This is a genomic window from Planobispora longispora (assembly GCF_016863135.1).
Classification (GTDB): domain Bacteria; phylum Actinomycetota; class Actinomycetes; order Streptosporangiales; family Streptosporangiaceae; genus Planobispora; species Planobispora longispora.
This window is the reverse complement of sequence record NZ_BOOH01000042.1, coordinates 53857-69871: the sequence shown is the minus strand read 5'-3', so window position 1 is coordinate 69871 and position 16015 is coordinate 53857. Positions and strand designations below refer to the sequence as shown.

At 72.0% G+C, this 16015-nt stretch carries 17 protein-coding genes; 11 read left to right on the top strand and 6 right to left on the bottom strand.

Features of this window, described 5'->3' with window-relative positions; translation table 11 throughout:
* The first annotated feature begins 45 nt into the window (after positions 1-45).
* On the top strand, positions 46-1011 hold the full coding sequence (locus tag Plo01_RS25265; RefSeq protein ID WP_203893172.1) for a redoxin domain-containing protein: 966 nt from the start codon (positions 46-48) through the stop codon (positions 1009-1011).
* Positions 1012-1053: 42 nt separating this feature from the next.
* On the opposite strand, the gene Plo01_RS25260 is transcribed toward Plo01_RS25265, so the two are convergent.
* On the bottom strand, positions 1054-2793 hold the full coding sequence (locus Plo01_RS25260) for a hypothetical protein (RefSeq protein WP_203893171.1): 1740 nt from the start codon (positions 2791-2793) through the stop codon (positions 1054-1056).
* A 130-nt stretch (positions 2794-2923) separates the two neighbouring features.
* Positions 2924-3640, bottom strand: coding sequence for an IclR family transcriptional regulator (locus tag Plo01_RS25255; RefSeq protein WP_203893170.1), 717 nt, complete (start codon positions 3638-3640; stop codon positions 2924-2926).
* 98 nt (positions 3641-3738) lie between these two features.
* On the opposite strand from Plo01_RS25255, the gene leuC reads away from it, so the two are divergent.
* From leuC to Plo01_RS25235, 4 genes are all read left to right on the top strand, one after another.
* Positions 3739-5118: a 3-isopropylmalate dehydratase large subunit gene (gene leuC, locus Plo01_RS25250; RefSeq protein WP_203893169.1), complete on the top strand. Its 1380-nt coding sequence runs from the start codon at positions 3739-3741 to the stop codon at positions 5116-5118.
* Positions 5119-5129: 11 nt separating this feature from the next.
* Positions 5130-5717 carry a 3-isopropylmalate dehydratase small subunit gene (gene leuD / locus Plo01_RS25245; RefSeq protein WP_203893168.1) on the top strand — a complete coding sequence of 196 codons (588 nt, stop codon included), beginning with the start codon at positions 5130-5132 and terminating at the stop codon, positions 5715-5717.
* On the top strand, positions 5696-5959 hold the full coding sequence (locus Plo01_RS25240) for an SCO5555 family protein (RefSeq protein ID WP_203893167.1): 264 nt from the start codon (positions 5696-5698) through the stop codon (positions 5957-5959). The genes leuD and Plo01_RS25240 overlap by 22 nt, the downstream gene beginning before the upstream one ends.
* Positions 5960-6101: 142 nt before the next feature.
* Entirely contained in the window at positions 6102-6398 is a 297-nt protein-coding gene (locus Plo01_RS25235) for an HU family DNA-binding protein (RefSeq protein WP_203893166.1), read from the top strand.
* Between the two features lie 85 nt (positions 6399-6483).
* Here the strand turns inward: Plo01_RS25235 and Plo01_RS25230 are convergent, their stop codons facing one another.
* Positions 6484-6696, bottom strand: coding sequence for a hypothetical protein (locus tag Plo01_RS25230; RefSeq protein ID WP_203893165.1), 213 nt, complete (start codon positions 6694-6696; stop codon positions 6484-6486).
* Between the two features lie 143 nt (positions 6697-6839).
* Here Plo01_RS25230 and Plo01_RS25225 point away from each other — a divergent pair, with 143 nt between their 5' ends.
* Positions 6840-8066, top strand: coding sequence for an MFS transporter (locus tag Plo01_RS25225; RefSeq protein ID WP_239317018.1), 1227 nt, complete (start codon positions 6840-6842; stop codon positions 8064-8066).
* Here the strand turns inward: Plo01_RS25225 and Plo01_RS25220 are convergent.
* Positions 8061-8819: a TetR/AcrR family transcriptional regulator gene (locus Plo01_RS25220; RefSeq protein ID WP_203893164.1), complete on the bottom strand. Its 759-nt coding sequence runs from the start codon at positions 8817-8819 to the stop codon at positions 8061-8063. The two genes, Plo01_RS25225 and Plo01_RS25220, sit on opposite strands and share 6 nt — an antisense overlap.
* 322 nt (positions 8820-9141) lie before the next feature.
* Between Plo01_RS25220 and Plo01_RS25215 the strand changes: the two genes are divergently transcribed.
* Positions 9142-10599: an MFS transporter gene (locus Plo01_RS25215; RefSeq protein WP_203893163.1), complete on the top strand. Its 1458-nt coding sequence runs from the start codon at positions 9142-9144 to the stop codon at positions 10597-10599.
* Between the two features lie 27 nt (positions 10600-10626).
* Here the strand turns inward: Plo01_RS25215 and cofC are convergent, their stop codons facing one another.
* On the bottom strand, positions 10627-11307 hold the full coding sequence (gene cofC, locus Plo01_RS25210; protein ID WP_203893162.1) for a 2-phospho-L-lactate guanylyltransferase: 681 nt from the start codon (positions 11305-11307) through the stop codon (positions 10627-10629).
* Between the two features lie 67 nt (positions 11308-11374).
* Between cofC and Plo01_RS25205 the strand changes: the two genes are divergently transcribed.
* From Plo01_RS25205 to Plo01_RS25190, 4 genes are read left to right on the top strand one after another with little or no spacing between them, the layout of a single operon-like run.
* Complete coding sequence (locus Plo01_RS25205) at positions 11375-12112, top strand: lysophospholipid acyltransferase family protein (protein ID WP_203893161.1); 738 nt, start codon at positions 11375-11377, stop codon at positions 12110-12112.
* A 20-nt stretch (positions 12113-12132) separates the two neighbouring features.
* Positions 12133-13140, top strand: coding sequence for an NAD(P)H-dependent glycerol-3-phosphate dehydrogenase (locus tag Plo01_RS25200; RefSeq protein WP_203893160.1), 1008 nt, complete (start codon positions 12133-12135; stop codon positions 13138-13140).
* Positions 13137-14354 (top strand): trans-sulfuration enzyme family protein, encoded by a 1218-nt coding sequence (locus Plo01_RS25195; RefSeq protein ID WP_203893159.1) that lies wholly within the window; start codon positions 13137-13139, stop codon positions 14352-14354. Before Plo01_RS25200 ends, Plo01_RS25195 begins: the two co-directional genes overlap by 4 nt.
* A 49-nt stretch (positions 14355-14403) precedes the next feature.
* Entirely contained in the window at positions 14404-15513 is a 1110-nt protein-coding gene (locus tag Plo01_RS25190) for a D-alanine--D-alanine ligase family protein (RefSeq protein ID WP_203893158.1), read from the top strand.
* Between the two features lie 55 nt (positions 15514-15568).
* Here the strand turns inward: Plo01_RS25190 and Plo01_RS25185 are convergent, their stop codons facing one another.
* Entirely contained in the window at positions 15569-16015 is a 447-nt protein-coding gene (locus Plo01_RS25185; protein WP_203893157.1) for a DUF3515 domain-containing protein, read from the bottom strand.

Below are 16015 nucleotides of genomic sequence, written 5' to 3'. Positions count from 1 at the left end.
CTATCTAATAATTGGAGAGTGGAGCTATCCAATAGGAGGTCGGGAATGATCACTCTGCTGGTGGACGGCGGCGAGACCGGGATCGACGGGCCGATCGTGCCGCACGGCGTGCCGGTCCTCGGCTGGGAGCGCAAGCCGCACGGCTGGTGCCGGGGCGAGGCGTGCGTGCCGGCCTTCCGGGCCGCGGCGGCCGAGACCGCCGAGGGCGTGCACCTGGCCGCCTTCGCCGAGCTGCTCGGCAGGCAGGTGGTGGCCGACCCGGAGGAGGGCGTGATCGCGATCGGGGAGCCCGCGGAGACCGCCCCGGGCGAGGCGCCGCCGTTCGAGGAGCTGGAGAAGCTGCGCGGCGGCAAGGTCGCGCTGGTCTTCTGGGCCTCCTGGTGCGGCTGCCGCTACGACCTGCCCGCCTGGGAGGAGCTCCACCGGGAGCTGGCCGGGTACGGCTTCAGCGTGCTCAGCGTCTCCCTCGACCGTGATCCGGAGGACGCCCGCGAGTGGCTCGCCGGCGCCACCCACCCGACGGTGATCGACGCCGACGGCAGGATCGCCGAGCTCTACAACGTGATCAACGTGCCCACCGTGGTCTGGGTCGACGAGGAGGGCCGCATCGCCCGCCCGCAGGACACCATGACCGCCACCGACGCCTTCCGGTCGATGAACGGCCTGTCCTCCGAGCGGGCCGTCGCCGCCCTGCGCCGATGGGTGATCGACGGCGACGCAGGGACGACCGTCCGGGAACTGCGCGCCCCCACCGCCGACGAGCGCCGGGCCCGGCTGCACGCGCGGGTCGCGGCCTGGTTGCTCCGCGCGGGCCGTACGGCCGCCGCCGAGCGCCACCTGGAGACGGCCGCCGCGCTCGCCCCGCACGACCTGGCCATCCGCCGCGGCCTCATGCCGCTGCGGGGCGTCGACCCGTTCGGCGAGGAGTACTTCGCCCTCCGCGAGGAGCTCGAAGCCGCCGGCATCGCGATCTACCGGCCTCTTCCCGACTGGCACGAGGACCCGCGGTGAACGCCCGCCGGGGCGCGAGCCCCGGCGGCGCCGTCGCCCGGTCTAGTTCTGCAGGGAGCGGGCCTTGAACAGGGCTCGTTTGGCGGCCTTGCCCACCTGACGGTCGGGGTGGGCCTTGCCGACGGCCTCCAGGAGCTCCTCCAGGTGCGGGTGGGGGATCTTCCAGAGCACGTCGAGCAGGCTGACGAGATCCGAGGCCGAGCCGATGTCGTCCAGGCTGCTGACGAACTCCGAGCGGCCGAGGCCGAGGGAGATGGTCAGCATGTCGAGGATCAGCCAGTGGGTGTCGGCCGGGGTGGGGGCCGGGGCGTCCTCGATGCCGAGCTGGGCCAGGTGCGTCGCCGCGTAGGGACGCAGGGACGGCTCGTCGAGGGCGTCCCGCCACGCGGGCACGGCCACCTCGCCGAGCGAGCCGACCACGCTGGCGGCCTGGACCCTGACCAGGGCGTCCGCCTCGTCCTCCGCGGCGGCCCGCAGGAGCTCGTGCGCGGCCCGGTCGGGATCGCGCAGCTCCATCCAGGCCGCGAACTCGGCGTCGGCCTCCTCCTCGGGCAGCTCGGCGCTGAAGGAGAGGAGGTCCAGGGCGGTCATCGCGTCGATGGCGGGGCGGGCGTCGAGCTCGATGTCCTCCTCGTCCACCAGGTGGACCACGCCCTCCATGCCCAGCGGCGTCAGCCGCACCTGCTCGTGCTCGACCTCGACCATGCCGTATCCGGACAGCCACTCGATCACGGGGACGAGCGGGTCGCCGTACCGCTCGGTGGCGGCGGTCCAGGCCTCGGCGCCCAGGTCGTCGTATTCGGCGGCGGCCTCGGCCAGCTCGGTGCGGAGCCCGGCCAGGGAGGTGGAGCCGCTGGCGAGGAGGATCCGGATCAGCAGCGCCCGGGTCAGCCCGGACAGCGCGATCGTGGCCTCCTCGTCGTCCAGCTCGGGGTCGCCGTAGTCGATCGAGTGGAGGCCGGACAGCCAGGCGTCCAGCACGTCCTCGTCGTCCTCGAAGGGCCAGGCGGCGGTGTCGGCGTCGGCGCCGACGGTGTCCGCTCCCTCCGGCTGGAGGAAGTCGAGGTCGATCGCGAGGTTCCAGACGTTCCAGAGCGCGGGGACGGAGTCGGCCAGCGGCTTGCCCTCCGTCTCGGGCGCGGGGAGGCCGAGAACGCCCAGGGCCTCGGTGATCTCCGCGTCGGTGAGGAGGGTCTCCTCGCCGACGCGCCGCTCGGCGCCGACCCAGAGGGCCAGATCGCGTGCCTTGCCGATGAGCGGGACCCGGCGGGCGGCCTCGGCCAGCTCGGCGTCCGGGCGGAGCCGGATCGTGGGCAGCGCGGCGAGCTCGTCGGCGAACGTCTCGAAGTCGCCCAGGCCCTCGGACTCCTCCTCGCCGTCGTATTCGTCCTCGTCGTCCTCGACGATGAGGTCTTCCATCGCGTCGACGACGTCGTCCTCGATCCGGTCGAGTTCGACGAGCAGCTCCCGGAGCGGGGCCGAGCCCTTGGCCAGCCTGCCGGTGTCCGACAGGTAGGTCAGGTAGGCGCGGACGGACGGCACCAGGCCGTCGGCCGCCGTCTCGGGATCCTCCACCACCTGCGGCATCCGGTCGAGCAGCACCGTGCGCAGGTCGGCAGTCCGCCAGCGGCCGACGTCGTCGGAGGCGGCCAGCCGGTGCCACAGGGCGACGGAGCCCACCAGGTTGGAGTCACTGCCCGGCGCGTGCTCCCGGGCCCAGAGGATGAATGCTTGGAGCAGGGGACGCAGTTCAGCGGCGGCTGCCTCGATGCGATCTGTCACCTGCCCAGCCTAGGGGCCCGCAGGGGTGCTCGCCTCCCCATATCGGGTGGCGATTGCATGCTCCGGCTCCTTTTCGCCCGACGCCCCTTTTCGTCCGGTGCTCCTTTTCCGCCGGAGCGCCGCGCCGACGTCAGCCGGAGCGCCGCATCGACTCGGTGATGCGCTCGGCGGCGGCGACCACGGGGGCGGCGTGCAGGCGGCCGGGGGTGCGGGTGAGGCGCTCGATCGGCCCGGACACCGAGACGGCGGCGATCACCTTGCCGCCCGCGCCCCTGATCGGGGCCGAGACGCTGGCCACCCCCTGCTCACGCTCCCCGACGCTGTGCGCCCAGCCCCTGCGCCGGACGCTCGACAACGTCGCGGCGGTGAACTTGGCCCCGCGCAGGCCGCGGTGGAGGCGGTCGGGCTCCTCCCAGGCCAGCAGGATCTGCGCCGCGGAACCGGCGAACATCGGCAGGGCCGTACCGACCGGGACGGTGTCGCGCAGCCCGCTGGCCCGCTCGGCGGCGGCCACGCACACGCGCTCGTCACCCTGGCGGCGATAGAGCTGCGCGCTCTCCCCGGTCAGGTCGCGCAGCTGGGCCAGGATCGGCGAGGCGACGGCCAGCAGGCGGTCCTCCCCGGCGGCGGTGGACAACTCCGACAACCGCGGGCCCAGCACGAAACGGCCCTGGGTGTCGCGGGAGACGATGCGATGGTGCTCCAGCGCGACCGCCAGCCGGTGGGCGGTGGGCCGGGCCAGACCGGTCGCCTGCACGAGCTGCGCCAGGGAAGCCGGACCGGCTTCGAGAGCGTTGAGCACGAGAACGGCCTTGTCGAGTACGCCGACTCCGCTAGAGTTGTCCATACCCCGATACTGCCGTCTCGACATATGAGAAAGCAAGTCGGGACCGGGGCGGTGCGACGAGGCACCGCGGACGGACAGAGGATCGCGTAGGAGGCGACATGGGCCGCACGCTGGCGGAGAAGGTCTGGGAGCAGCACGTCGTGCGACGTGCCGAGGGAGAGCCCGACCTGCTCTACATCGACCTGCACCTCGTCCACGAGGTGACCAGCCCGCAGGCGTTCGACGGCCTGCGCATGGCGGGGCGGAGTGTGCGGCGGCCGGATCTCACCATCGCCACCGAGGACCACAACGTCCCGACCGTGCTCGGCCCGATCACCGACCCGGTGTCGAAGACCCAGGTCGAGACGTTGCGCAAGAACTGTGCGGAGTTCGGCGTCCGGCTGCACCCCATGGGCGACGCCGGCCAGGGCGTCGTGCACATCATCGGGCCGCAGTTCGGCCTGACGCAGCCCGGCATGACCATCGTCTGTGGCGATTCTCACACCTCCACCCACGGCGCCTTCGGCGGCATCGCGTTCGGCATCGGCACCTCCGAGGTGGAGCACGTGCTGGCCACCCAGACGCTGCCCGCCTACCGGCCCAAGACCATGGCCATCGAGGTCTCCGGGGAGCTGCCGCCCGGCGTCACCGCCAAGGACCTGATCCTGGCCATCATCGCCAAGATCGGCACCGGTGGCGGCCAGGGCTACATCGTCGAGTACCGCGGCGAGGCCATCCGCAAGCTCTCCATGGAGGGCCGGATGACCATCTGCAACATGTCCATCGAGGCGGGAGCCCGGGCGGGCATGATCGCCCCGGACGAGACGACGTTCGCCTACCTCAAGGGCCGCCCGCACGCCCCGACCGGCGCCGACTGGGACACCGCGGTCGAGTACTGGAAGTCGCTGACGACGGACGAGGACGCCGTCTTCGACACCGTCGTGGAGATCGACGCCTCGGCGCTGACCCCGTTCGTCACCTGGGGGACCAACCCGGGCCAGGGCGCCCCGCTGGGCAGCGCGGTGCCGGCCCCCGAGGACACCGACGACCCGGCCGCCGCCCGCCGCGCGCTGGAGTACATGGCCCTGAGCCCGGGCACCCCGCTCCGTGAGATCCAGGTGGACACGGTCTTCGTCGGCTCCTGCACCAACGGCCGCCTGGAGGACCTGCGGGCCGCCGCCGAGGTGCTGCGCGGCCGGCGGGTCGTGACCCGCACGCTGATCGTCCCCGGTTCGATGCTGGTCAAGCTCCAGGCCGAGCAGGAGGGCCTGCACGAGGTGTTCAAGGCCGCCGGCGCCGAGTGGCGCGAGGCGGGCTGCTCGATGTGCCTGGGGATGAACCCCGACACCCTCGCCCCCGGCGAGCGCAGCGCCTCGACCTCCAACCGCAACTTCGAGGGCCGGCAGGGCAAGGGCGGACGCACCCACCTGGTGTCGCCCGCCGTGGCCGCCGCCACCGCCGTCACCGGCAAGCTGACCGCCCCCGCCGACCTGGCCTAGGAGATCTGATCATGGAAGCCTTCACCACCCACACCGGCCGGGCCGTGCCGCTGCGCCGGAGCAATGTCGACACCGACCAGATCATCCCGGCCGTCTGGCTCAAGCAGGTCAGCCGGACCGGATTCGAGAAGGGCCTGTTCTCCGCCTGGCGCGAGGACCCCGAGTTCATCCTGAACCAGCCCGCCTACCAGGGCGCCTCGATCCTCGTCTCCGGCCCCGACTTCGGCACCGGCTCCTCCCGCGAGCACGCGGTCTGGGCCCTGCAGCAGTACGGCTTCCGCGTGGTGATCGCCGCCCGTTTCGGCGACATCTTCCGCAACAACGCCACCAAGATGGGCCTGCTCCCGGTCGTCCTGCCCGCCGAGACGGTCGAGGCGCTGCAGGCGGCCGCGGAGGCCGACCCGGCGCTCGAGGTGACCGTCGACCTGGGCGAGCGTCAGGTCCGCTGGGGCGCCGAGTCCGCCGGGTTCGAGATCGACGACTACACCCGCTGGCGGCTGCTGGAGGGCCTGGACGACATCGGACTGACCCTGCGCAACGCCGACGACATCGCCTCGTACGAGAATGGTCGGCAGTCATGGCTGCCGACGACCGTCTGACACGTTCAGAAGATCCAGAAGACGAGCTGGCGCGGCGGTTGCGCGAGGCGCACCGCCGCGTCCGCGCGCTGCCCGTTCCCGCCGAGACCAAACAGCGTCTGGCCAAGCGCCTGCTGGCCATCTGCGAGCTCTCCAAACGCGACCTCGGACCCGCCGCGACGCGCCTGGAATCCTTCCTTATAGAGCTAGATGTCCTGATTTTGGACACGCAGAGTGCTGGAAATATTGCCGAAGGTGATTGAGTCGCACGCGTTCGTCCCCTAATTTCAAGCGGGTAAGGGGTTTCTCGCTCCGTCGGGGACCCTCGCGGTGACACACGGGTAAGACGGGCTTTCTTTCTCAGGGCCCGCTCCCGGACATCGGCAATAGGGAGCCACCAACCTCATGAACAAGAAAGAACTCGTCGACGCCATCGCGGACCGGGTGGGCGACAAGAAGACGGCCAACGAGGCCGTGAACGCGGTCCTCGACACCATCCAGAAAGCGGTCGCCGCGGGCGACAAGGTCTCCATCACCGGCTTCGGCGCCTTCGAGATGGTGCACAAGCCGGCCCGCACGGCCAGGAACCCCTCGACCGGAGCCGAGATCAAGGTGGCCGAGAGCTGGGGGCCGAAGTTCCGCCCGGGCTCGGACTTCAAGGACCTCGTCAACGAGGGCGGCAAGAAGGTCGGCAAGAAGTAGTCCTCGCACGCCGGGCGCCCGGGTCCACCGTCGTGGACCCGGGCGTTCCGTGTCCGGCCGTACGGCGGGGCCCCGGGCCGGCCGCCTAGAGGGTGGCGTCCGGGAGCGGGAACGTCGAGAGCGTGACGTAGGTGACGAGGCCGTCGTCCATGACGATGTTCACCCGCTGGCCGGACCGGAGCAGCCGGAGGGGACCGGCGTCGAACGCCTCCGCGCCGAACGGGATCTCGGTCCCGTCGTCCAGGAACACCGACCCGGACCGGGTCTCGGGGTCGAAGACCTTCACCGTCGCCTGCACGCCCACCACCTTAGACCCGTCGCGGGCCGCCGTAGGGAGAGACGGGGCACCGTATGGAGGGAGCGGACCCCGCGGAGGGGCGCGGGCCGCCGTACGGGAAAAGGAGTTGACCCTCCCGGTCGGGGCCGGGACGATCCGTGATCATGCGGACCGGGGAGACGGGTGCCGGAATGTGGCGGGACAGGTCGTTCCGGCTGTTCCTGGGAGCCGACGCGATCAGCCAGTTCGGGACCCAGGTCACCATCGTGGCCCTGTCGCTGGTCGCGGTGCTCGCCCTCGACGCGAGCCCCTTCGAGGTCGGCCTGGTCACCGCCGCCGAGACCGCCGCCTTCCTGGTCCTGGGGCTGCCCGCGGGGGTGTGGGTGGACCGGCTGCGCCGCCGCCCCATCCTGATCTGGAGCGACCTGCTGCGCGCCGCCGCGCTGGCGTCCGTCCCGCTCGCCGTCGCCCTGGACGCCCTCACCCTGCCCCAGCTCTATCTCGTCGCCCTGCTCATGGGACTCGGCACGGTCTTCTTCGACGTCGCGCACATGAGCTTCCTGCCCTCGCTGGTCGGCAGGGACGACCTGCTGCGCGGGAACGGCGTCCTGGAGACGATGCGCAGCACCGCGGTCCTGTCCGGTCCGGCGCTGGGCGGCTGGCTGGTGCACGCGGTCACCGCGCCGATCGCCCTCCTCGCCGACGCGGTCAGCTACCTGGTCTCCGCGCTGCTGCTGGGCGGGGTCCGGGCGGAGGAGGCGCCCGCGCCCGCCGCGGAGCGCCGCAGCCTCCGGGAGGAGATCGCCGAGGGGGTCCGCTACGTGGTGGACCACCCGATGCTGCGCCGCCTCGCCATGGTCGGCGCGGTCACCATGCTCTCGAACGGCGTCTGGTTCGTCGCGCAGCCCTTCTTCCTGCTCAGGACGCTCGGTGTGAGCCCCGGGCTGTACGGCCTGCTGCTCACCGGCGCCCCTGTCGGCGGCCTGATCGGCGCGGCCCTCGCGCCCCGCCTCGCCGCCCGGTACGGCACCGGCCGGGCGATGTGCGGCGGGGCGGTCCTGGCCTCCGCCGCCCCCCTGCTCGTCCCGCTGGCCGCCGGGGGCTGGCGGCTGGCGCTGTACCCGCTCGGATGTCTGCTGCTCGGCGTGGGCGGGTCGGTGTACAACGTCAACCAGCTCAGCTACCGCCAGCGGATCACCCCGGAGCGCCTGCTCGGCCGGATGAACGCCAGCATGCGGTTCCTGATGTGGGGCGCGGCCCCGGCCGGGGGCCTGCTCGGCGGGACGCTGGGGACCTGGTTCGACGCGCACGCGATCCTCTGGGTCGCCGTGTGCGGGTTCTTCCTGGCCCACCTGCCGGTGCTGACCTGCCGGGCGATCCTGCGGCTATGAGCCCCCGCCGGCGTCGCCGGCGCCCCCGCCGTTCCGGGCCGTCTCCTCGGCGAAGGACGCCAGCCCGCGGATGATGATCTCCATGCCGAGCTCGAAGCGCTCGTCCCTGGACTCGGGCAGCATGTGGTCGGCCAGCGCGGTCAGCGCGGGGAAGCGCTCGGGCGGCAGGTCCGCGAAGTACTGCCTGAGACTGGCCCGCATGTCCGGCCACGCGGTCTGGTCGGATTCACGCTGGCGGCTCTCCCACATGCTCTCCTCGTAGGCGAACCCGTCGATGAACGTGGAGATGATGTCACCCGCGGCCGCGGCCACGTAGTCGGGGAGCCCGGCGGTGCGGAAGAGGCTGAAGAGCCGTTCCATCTGCGGCAGCACGTCGGGGCTGAACGGCATCCCGCCCATGGAGATCCTGGCCAGGTCGCGGTGTTCGAGCAGGCGTCCGCGGGACTCGCGGGCGAAGTCGGCCACCTGCTCCCGCCAGCGCGCGGGGTCGGGCTCGGGCAGCTCCCAGCCCTTGAACAGCCGGATGTACATGAGCTCCAGCAGCTCGTCCTTGCCGCTCACATGGGTGTAGAGGGCGGAGACCGCGACGCCGAGCTCGGCGGCGACCTGCCGCATGCTCAGCTTCTCGTAGCCCTCGCGGTCGAGCACCGCGTAGGCGGCGTCGACGATCCGCTCGGCGGTGAGCGGGACGCGGGCGGGAGCGGCGCGACGGCGTGACCGCTCCCAGGGCAGTGCGGGCAGCTCGTCACTCATGGTCGCAGTCTACTGCGGGCCGAACGATGCTCTCCTTGCCGAACGATGCTCACCTTCAAGACATATCTTGTACGGAATCTCCACGCGTCATATCGTGAGAACACCGAACGCTCCTTCTGAACACTGTTCTCAAATCGGATGGCGCTCGTGTATGGTGAACACTGTTCAGAGGAGCAGAACAGTGTTTCCCTCGTTTCCCTCGTTCCCTTCGTTCCTCTCGTTCCCTTCGTTCCCCTCGTTCTTCTCAAGCTGCGGCCGTCCCGTGCGGCCGCTCGTCCGCAATCCCTTTCGCGATCCCTTTCGCAATCCCTGAGGAAGCTTCATGAGCATTGATGTGAAGGCGGCCCGCCGATCACCAGCGGAGCCGGCGGCCTACCGGTGGCGCTGGGCCGCCCTTTTCGTGATCCTCGCCGCCGAGGTGATGGACCTGCTCGACGCGATGATCACCAACATCGCCGCCCCCTCCATCCGCGCCGACATCGGCGGCACCCCCGCCACCATCCAGTGGCTCGGCGCCGCCTACACGCTCTCGATGGCCGTGGGTCTGATCACCGGTGGACGGCTCGGCGACATCTTCGGCCGCAAGCGCATGTTCCTGATCGGAGCCGCCGGCTTCACGGTGGGCTCCCTGCTGTGCGGGATCGCGCAGTCCCCCGAGATGCTCGTCGGAGCACGTGTCGTGCAGGGTCTGTTCGGCGCGGTGATGCTGCCGCAGGGTCTCGGCATGATCAAGGAGATGTTCCCGCCGGACGAGGTCGGCAAGGCCTTCGGCCTGTTCGGCCCGGTCATGGGGCTGTCCTCGGTGGGCGGTCCGATCCTGGCGGGATGGCTGATCGACGCCGACTTCTTCGGCACCGGCTGGCGCATGATCTTCCTGATCAACCTGCCGCTCGGCCTGGCCGCCCTCGCCGCCGGGCTGCGCTTCCTGCCCGAGTCGCGCTCGCCGCACCCGCTCAAGCTGGATATCCCGGGCATGCTGCTGGCCACGCTGGCCGGCCTGCTCCTGGTCTACCCGCTGGTCCAGGGACGGGAGAGCGGCTGGCCGGTCTGGTCCTTCGTCATGATGGGCGCTTCCATCGCGGTGTTCGGCCTCTTCGGCTGGTTCGAGGCCCGCAAGAGCCGCACGGGCGGCGACCCGCTGGTCGTGCCCACCCTGTTCCGCAAGCGGGCCTTCACCGGCGGCCTGCTGACCGGCCTGGTGTTCTTCTCCTCGATGGCGGGCTTCACGCTGGTGTTCAACCTCTACACCCAGGTGGGCTTGGGCTACTCCACGCTGAAGGCCGCCCTCGTGATGATCCCCTGGTCGCTGGGCATGGTCGTCGGGTTCGGCCTCGCCCAGGCCGTGCAGCGCTTCGGCCGCAAGGTCCTGCAGGGCGGCGTCCTGGTGATGACCCTCGGCACGCTGGGCGTCCTGCTCACCGTCTCCCTCGCGGGCACGGCGGTGACCCCCTGGCAGTTCGTTCCCGCCCTCCTGGTCACCGGTGTGGGCATGGGCCTGCTGATGGCCCCGTTCTTCGACATCGTGCTGGCCGGGGTCGACCAGCAGGAGACCGGCTCGGCCTCCGGCACGCTCACCGCCGTCCAGCAGCTCGGCGGCGCCTTCGGCGTGGCCCTGCTCGGCACGGTCTTCTTCGACCGGCTGGCCGCTCAGGCGATCCCCGACTTCGGCGGGGTGATGACCACCATCCTCTGGGTGGTCGCCGGGATGCTCCTGCTGACCTTCGTCACGGCCTTCCTGCTGCCCAGGCAGGCCCGGCAGGAGGAGCACGCGGGACACTGACCCGCCGGCCGCGCCGGGCCCGGCGCGTCAGGGAAGGGGAGTCTCCCGGCCGGGGGGCTCCCCGATCTGTCGTGTCACCGCCCGGGTCCGGGGCCCGACGCCGAGGGCGAGGGCGGCGCGCAGGTCGTCGGGGGTGTCGACGTCCCTGCGGACCGACTCGACCCCCGGCGGGCACAACTCCTTCGCGCCGCGCCGCAGATGGCGCTCGCGTGACTCGCCGCCGAACCCGGGGGTGAAGTCGACGCCGGGCCGTACCCCGTAGAAGGTCGTGCCGACCTCGGCGGCGTCGGGCAGGAACGCCTGGTCGAACTCGGCCGCGGCGGCCAGGACGAGCGCCAGCTCCCCGGGGCGCAGGGCGGGCAGGTCGGCCTGGAGCGCGCCGACCGGGCCGCCGGGCGCCAGCCGTACCGCCTCCCGGGCGCCGTGGCGCAGCGCCGCGTTGAGTCCCGCCTCCGGATCGGCGACCAGATGGGCGCCCACGCCGGCCAGGGCCTCGGCCGCCACCGGATCGCCCGTCACGACCACGACCCGGTCCACCAGGGCGCAGCCGAGGGCGGCCTCGACGGTGTCGCAGGCGATGGCCACGGCCAGCGCGGCCCGGTGCGGCCCCGCGGCCTCGGCCAGCCGCGTCTTGGCTGCGACCAGCGTCTTGACCGGGACGACGAGGGTCCAGCCGGAACTCTCGGAAGGAGGCATAACCTTAAGCATCCCGCCTCGACAGTTCCCGGAGCCAACCGGGAGACTTGGGGCGCACCCCGCGCATACGGAGGACCGAATGAGACGCCCCGGCTGGCCGACCGGATTCTGGGTCGCCCTGGCCGTCGTGATCGTCAAACCGATCTCGTGGCTCCTGGTGAAGAAGGACTGGCGCAGCGCCGACCGGCTGCCTCGCAAGGGCGCGATGATCCTTGCGACCAACCACCTGTCGTGGCTGGACCCCATCCTGGTCGCGCACTTCCTCTACAACAACGGGCGCTGGCCGGTGATCCTGGCCAAGGCCGCGCTCTTCTCGGTTCCCGGGCTCGGCCGCGCGGTCCGGTCCCTGATGGCCATCCCGGTCTACCGGGGGAGCGCCGACGCGATCCGCTCCCTGGAGGCGGCGGGGAAGCGGATCTCCGAGGAGCAGGCGTGCGTGATGTTCTACCCCGAGGGCACCTGCACCCGCGATCCGGATTTCTGGCCGATGGAGGGCAAGACCGGTGTCGCCCGGCTGGCCCTGCAGACCGGTGTCCCGGTGATCCCGGTGGCGCACTGGGGAGCCCAGGAGATCCTGCCGTACGGCGAGAAGCGTCCCCGGCTGCTGCCGCGCAAGACCTTCCGCGTGCTGGTCGGGCCGCCGGTCGACCTGTCGAAGTACGACGGCCTGCCGCTCCAGGCCGACGTCCTGCGGGAGGCCACCGCCGACATCATGGCGGCGATCACGGCCCTCCTCGCCGAACTGCGCGAGGAGAAGCCCCCCGCGGTCCCCTTCAGGAATCCCGCCGGTGGGCCCGGAAAGTCCACTGACGGCTGACGTCGGCGTACGGTGATGAAATGACCAAGGCGGCCGTATTCGGGACAGGCTCGTGGGGCACCACGTTCGCGATGCTCCTCGCGACAGCGGGCACCAAGACGACTCTCTGGGGCAGGCGCGCGGAGATCGTCGAGGCGATCGACAAGCGCCACGAGAACCCCGACTATCTGCCGGGCACGGCGCTGCCCGAGACGCTGCGCGCCACCACCGACCCGGCCGAGGCCCTCGGCGGGGCCGACTTCGTGGTGCTGGCCGTCCCCTCGCAGACGCTGCGCGGCAACCTCACCGGGTGGAAGCCGCACCTGCCGCCCGACGCGGTGCTGGTGAGCCTGATGAAGGGCATCGAGCTGGGCACCACCAAGCGGATGAGCGAGGTCGTCTGCGAGGTGGCCGAGGTGCCGAAGGAACGGGTCGCGGTGGTCTCCGGCCCCAACCTGGTCGGTGAGATCATCCTCGGCCAGCCCGCGGCGACCGTGGTCGCCTGCCCCGACGAGCGGGCCATGGAGCGGCTCCAGGAGGCCTGCCACCTGCCGTGGTTCCGGGCCTACACCAACCCCGACGTGGTGGGCGTGGAGCTCGGCGGGGCGGTCAAGAACGTGATCGCGCTGGCGGTCGGGATCGCGGCCGGGATGGGGCTGGGCGACAACGTCAGGGCGACGCTCATGACGCGCGGGCTGGCGGAGATCACCCGCCTCGGCGCGGCGCTCGGTGCGGACCCGCACACATTCGCGGGGCTGGCCGGAATGGGCGACCTGGTGGCGACCTGCTCCTCGCCGCTGTCGCGCAACCGCACCTTCGGCGAGAACCTCGGCCGCGGCATGACCCTGGCCGAGACCATCGCCGCGACCAAGCAGACCGCCGAGGGCGTCAAGTCCTGCGAGTCGGTCCTGGAGCTGGCCAGGAAGCACGACGTGGAGATGCCGATCACCGAGGTGGTGGTGGCCGTGGTCCACGACGGCATGCCGCCCGGCGAGGCCGCGGCGCTGCTGATGTCGCGGACCCCCAAGCCGGAACGGTACGGCGTGTGAACCGGCGCGCGCGCAGACGGCAGGGGGAGAACACCCGATCGGTGCGCCTGCCGCCCGTCACGGCGCCCCGGCCCGGCCCGCTCGGCCTGCCCGTGTGGCGCAGCTCGGCGTGGAGCTTCGCCGGCACCGCCGAGCAGGCGGAGGCGTTCGGGGAGAAGGGGCCGGGCGCGGTGGAGAACCCCACCGTCGCGGCGTTCGCGGCGGCCGTGGCCTCCCTGGAGGGCGCGGCCGCCCCCGAGGACGTCGCGGGACAGGCGTTCGCCTCCGGGATGGCCGCGGTCAGCACCGTGCTGATGACCTTCCTCGGCGCGGGGACGCACGTCGTCGCCCCGGCCCCGCTGTACGGCGGCACCTACTCGCTGATCACCAACGTGCTGTCCCGGTTCGGGGTGAGCGCGGACTTCGTCGACTACGCGGACCTGCACCGGGTGCAGGAGGCGGTCCGGCCCAGCACCAAGATCATATACGCGGAGACGCTGTCGAACCCGACGATGGTCGTCGCCGACATCCGGAGCCTCTACCGGATCGCCCGCGCGGCCGGCGCCCTGCTGGTGGTCGACTCGACCTTCGCCACCCCCGTCGTGTGCCGCCCGCTGGAGCACGGCGCGGACCTCGTGGTCCACGCCGCGACCACCTATCTCGGCGGGCACGACGACTGCGCCGGCGGGGTCGTCGTCGGCCGCCCGGGTCTGGTCGCCCGGCTCCGCGAGGTCGCCGCAGACGTCGGGGGCGAGCTCTCCCCGGACGACGCCTTCCTGCTCCGCCGGGGCCTGGAGACGCTCCCGCTGCGGGTGCGCCGCATGTGCGCCACCGCGATGGTGTTCGCCGCGGCGGTGGCCAAGCACCCCGCCGTGCGCCGGGTCCACTATCCGGGCCTGCCCGGACACTCCGGTCACGAGCTCGGCAGGCACCTGTTCGACTCCGGTCCCGAGGGCACCCGGTACGGCGCGTGCGTCACGGTCATCCCGCACGGCGGCTACGACGCGGGCGTACGGCTGGTCGACGCGCTCCGCCTGGTCTCCGTCGCCGCCACGGCGGGCGGCACCCGCACGAAGGCCACCCACGCGGCCTCCACCGGCCCCCGCCAGCTCGGCGACGGGTCGTCCGGCGTCGACGCCGCGGCGGTCCGCTTCTCCATCGGGCTGGAGGACGCCGAGGACCTCATCGCGGACGTGACCGCGGCGCTCGACTCACTTCCGGGATCACGGGTATAGCGGGCCTGACAACCGGATCGGCGTCGCGGAGAAGGTAGATTCGGTCATCATGAGCGAGCAGTCCACGTCCCGGCCCCGAGTCGCGATCGTCTTCGGCGGCCGTAACTCCGAGCACGCCGTCTCCATCCTCGGAGCCGGCAGCGTGCTCAACGTCATCGACCAGTCCAGATACGAGGTGATCCCCATCGGGATCGCCCAGGACGGGCGGTGGGTGCTCGCCTCCGGCGACCAGCGCTACGCGATCGAGGACGGCGAGCTGCCGGCCATCGACGTCCAGGGCTCCGAGCTGGCGCTGCCGTCCGGCGGCGGCTCCCTGGTGGCCTACGACTCCGCCCGGATCCCCGTCGAGCTCGGCGAGGTCGACGTGGTCTTCCCGGTGATGCACGGCCCGTTCGCCGAGGACGGCACCATCCAGGGCCTGCTGGAGATGGCCGGGGTCCGCTACGTCGGCTCCGGCGTGCTGGCCAGCGCGGTCGGCATGGACAAGGCCTACATGAAGCTGGTGCTGGCCGCCTCCGGCCTGCCCGTCGGCCCGTACGTCACGGTCCGCGACCGCGACTGGCGCACCGACCGCGACCGGGTGCTGAAGGAGATCCAGGAGCTCGGCTGGCCGGTCTTCGTCAAGCCCGCCCGGGCCGGCTCCAGCCAGGGCATCTCCAAGGCGCACGACCTGCGGGAGCTGGAGCGGGCGATCGAGTTCGCCCGCGAGCACGACCCCAAGGTGCTGGTCGAGGCCGCGATCGTCGGGCGCGAGATCGAGTGCGCGGTGCTGCAGTCCCTGGGCGACGAGCCCCCGCGGGCGAGCGTCCCCGGCGAGGTCCTGGTCCACGGCGACCACGAGTTCTTCGACTTCGAGGCCAAGTACATCGGCGACGACATGTCCCTGGCGGTGCCCGCCGACATCCCCGGCGACGTGGCCGAGGACCTGCGGGCGATGGCCGTGCGGGCGTTCGAGGCGCTGGGCTGCGAAGGCCTGTCCCGGGTGGACTTCTTCTACACCTCCGACGGGCGGCTGATCCTCAACGAGATCAACACCATGCCGGGCTTCACCGCGATGTCGGTGGCTCCGCAGCTGTGGGCCGCCAGCGGAATGCCCTACGCCGAGCTGGTGGACCGGCTGATCCAGCTGGCGCTGGAGCGCTCGCCCGGCCTGCGCTGAGTGCCGGGCGGGGTCGCCCGGTCTCCGCTGAGGGGGCGGGCGGGGCGCCCGGTCGTCAGCCGGTCTGGGGGAGGGCCGCCTTGATCGGGGCCGCCAGATCGACGAGGACGGTCTCCGGGGTGTGCGAACGGGAGATCGTCACCTCCACGTAGGCCTGGCGGCCGACGGAGGTGAACAGCGTCGGCAGGGAAGGGGCGCTGAACCACGCGACGTCGTTGATCACCGGCACCTCGTCGGTGGCGGCCATGTTCACCGGGCGCGGCACCCCGCAACGCAGTGCGATCTCGCCTTCACCCCACACCGCGACGTACGGCGACGCGGGAGCGGACTCCACCCGCTCCGCGCCGTCCAGCGTCTCCGGCAGCCCCTCGACGAGCGCCTCGCACGCGGCGGCGGACGCGGGATCCGGGACGGGGGGATCCACCCGGATCGCGCCGCCGCACCCCGTGAGAATCGACAGGGAGCAGGCGCAGGCCGCCCAGCGGGCGAACCGGTATGCCAT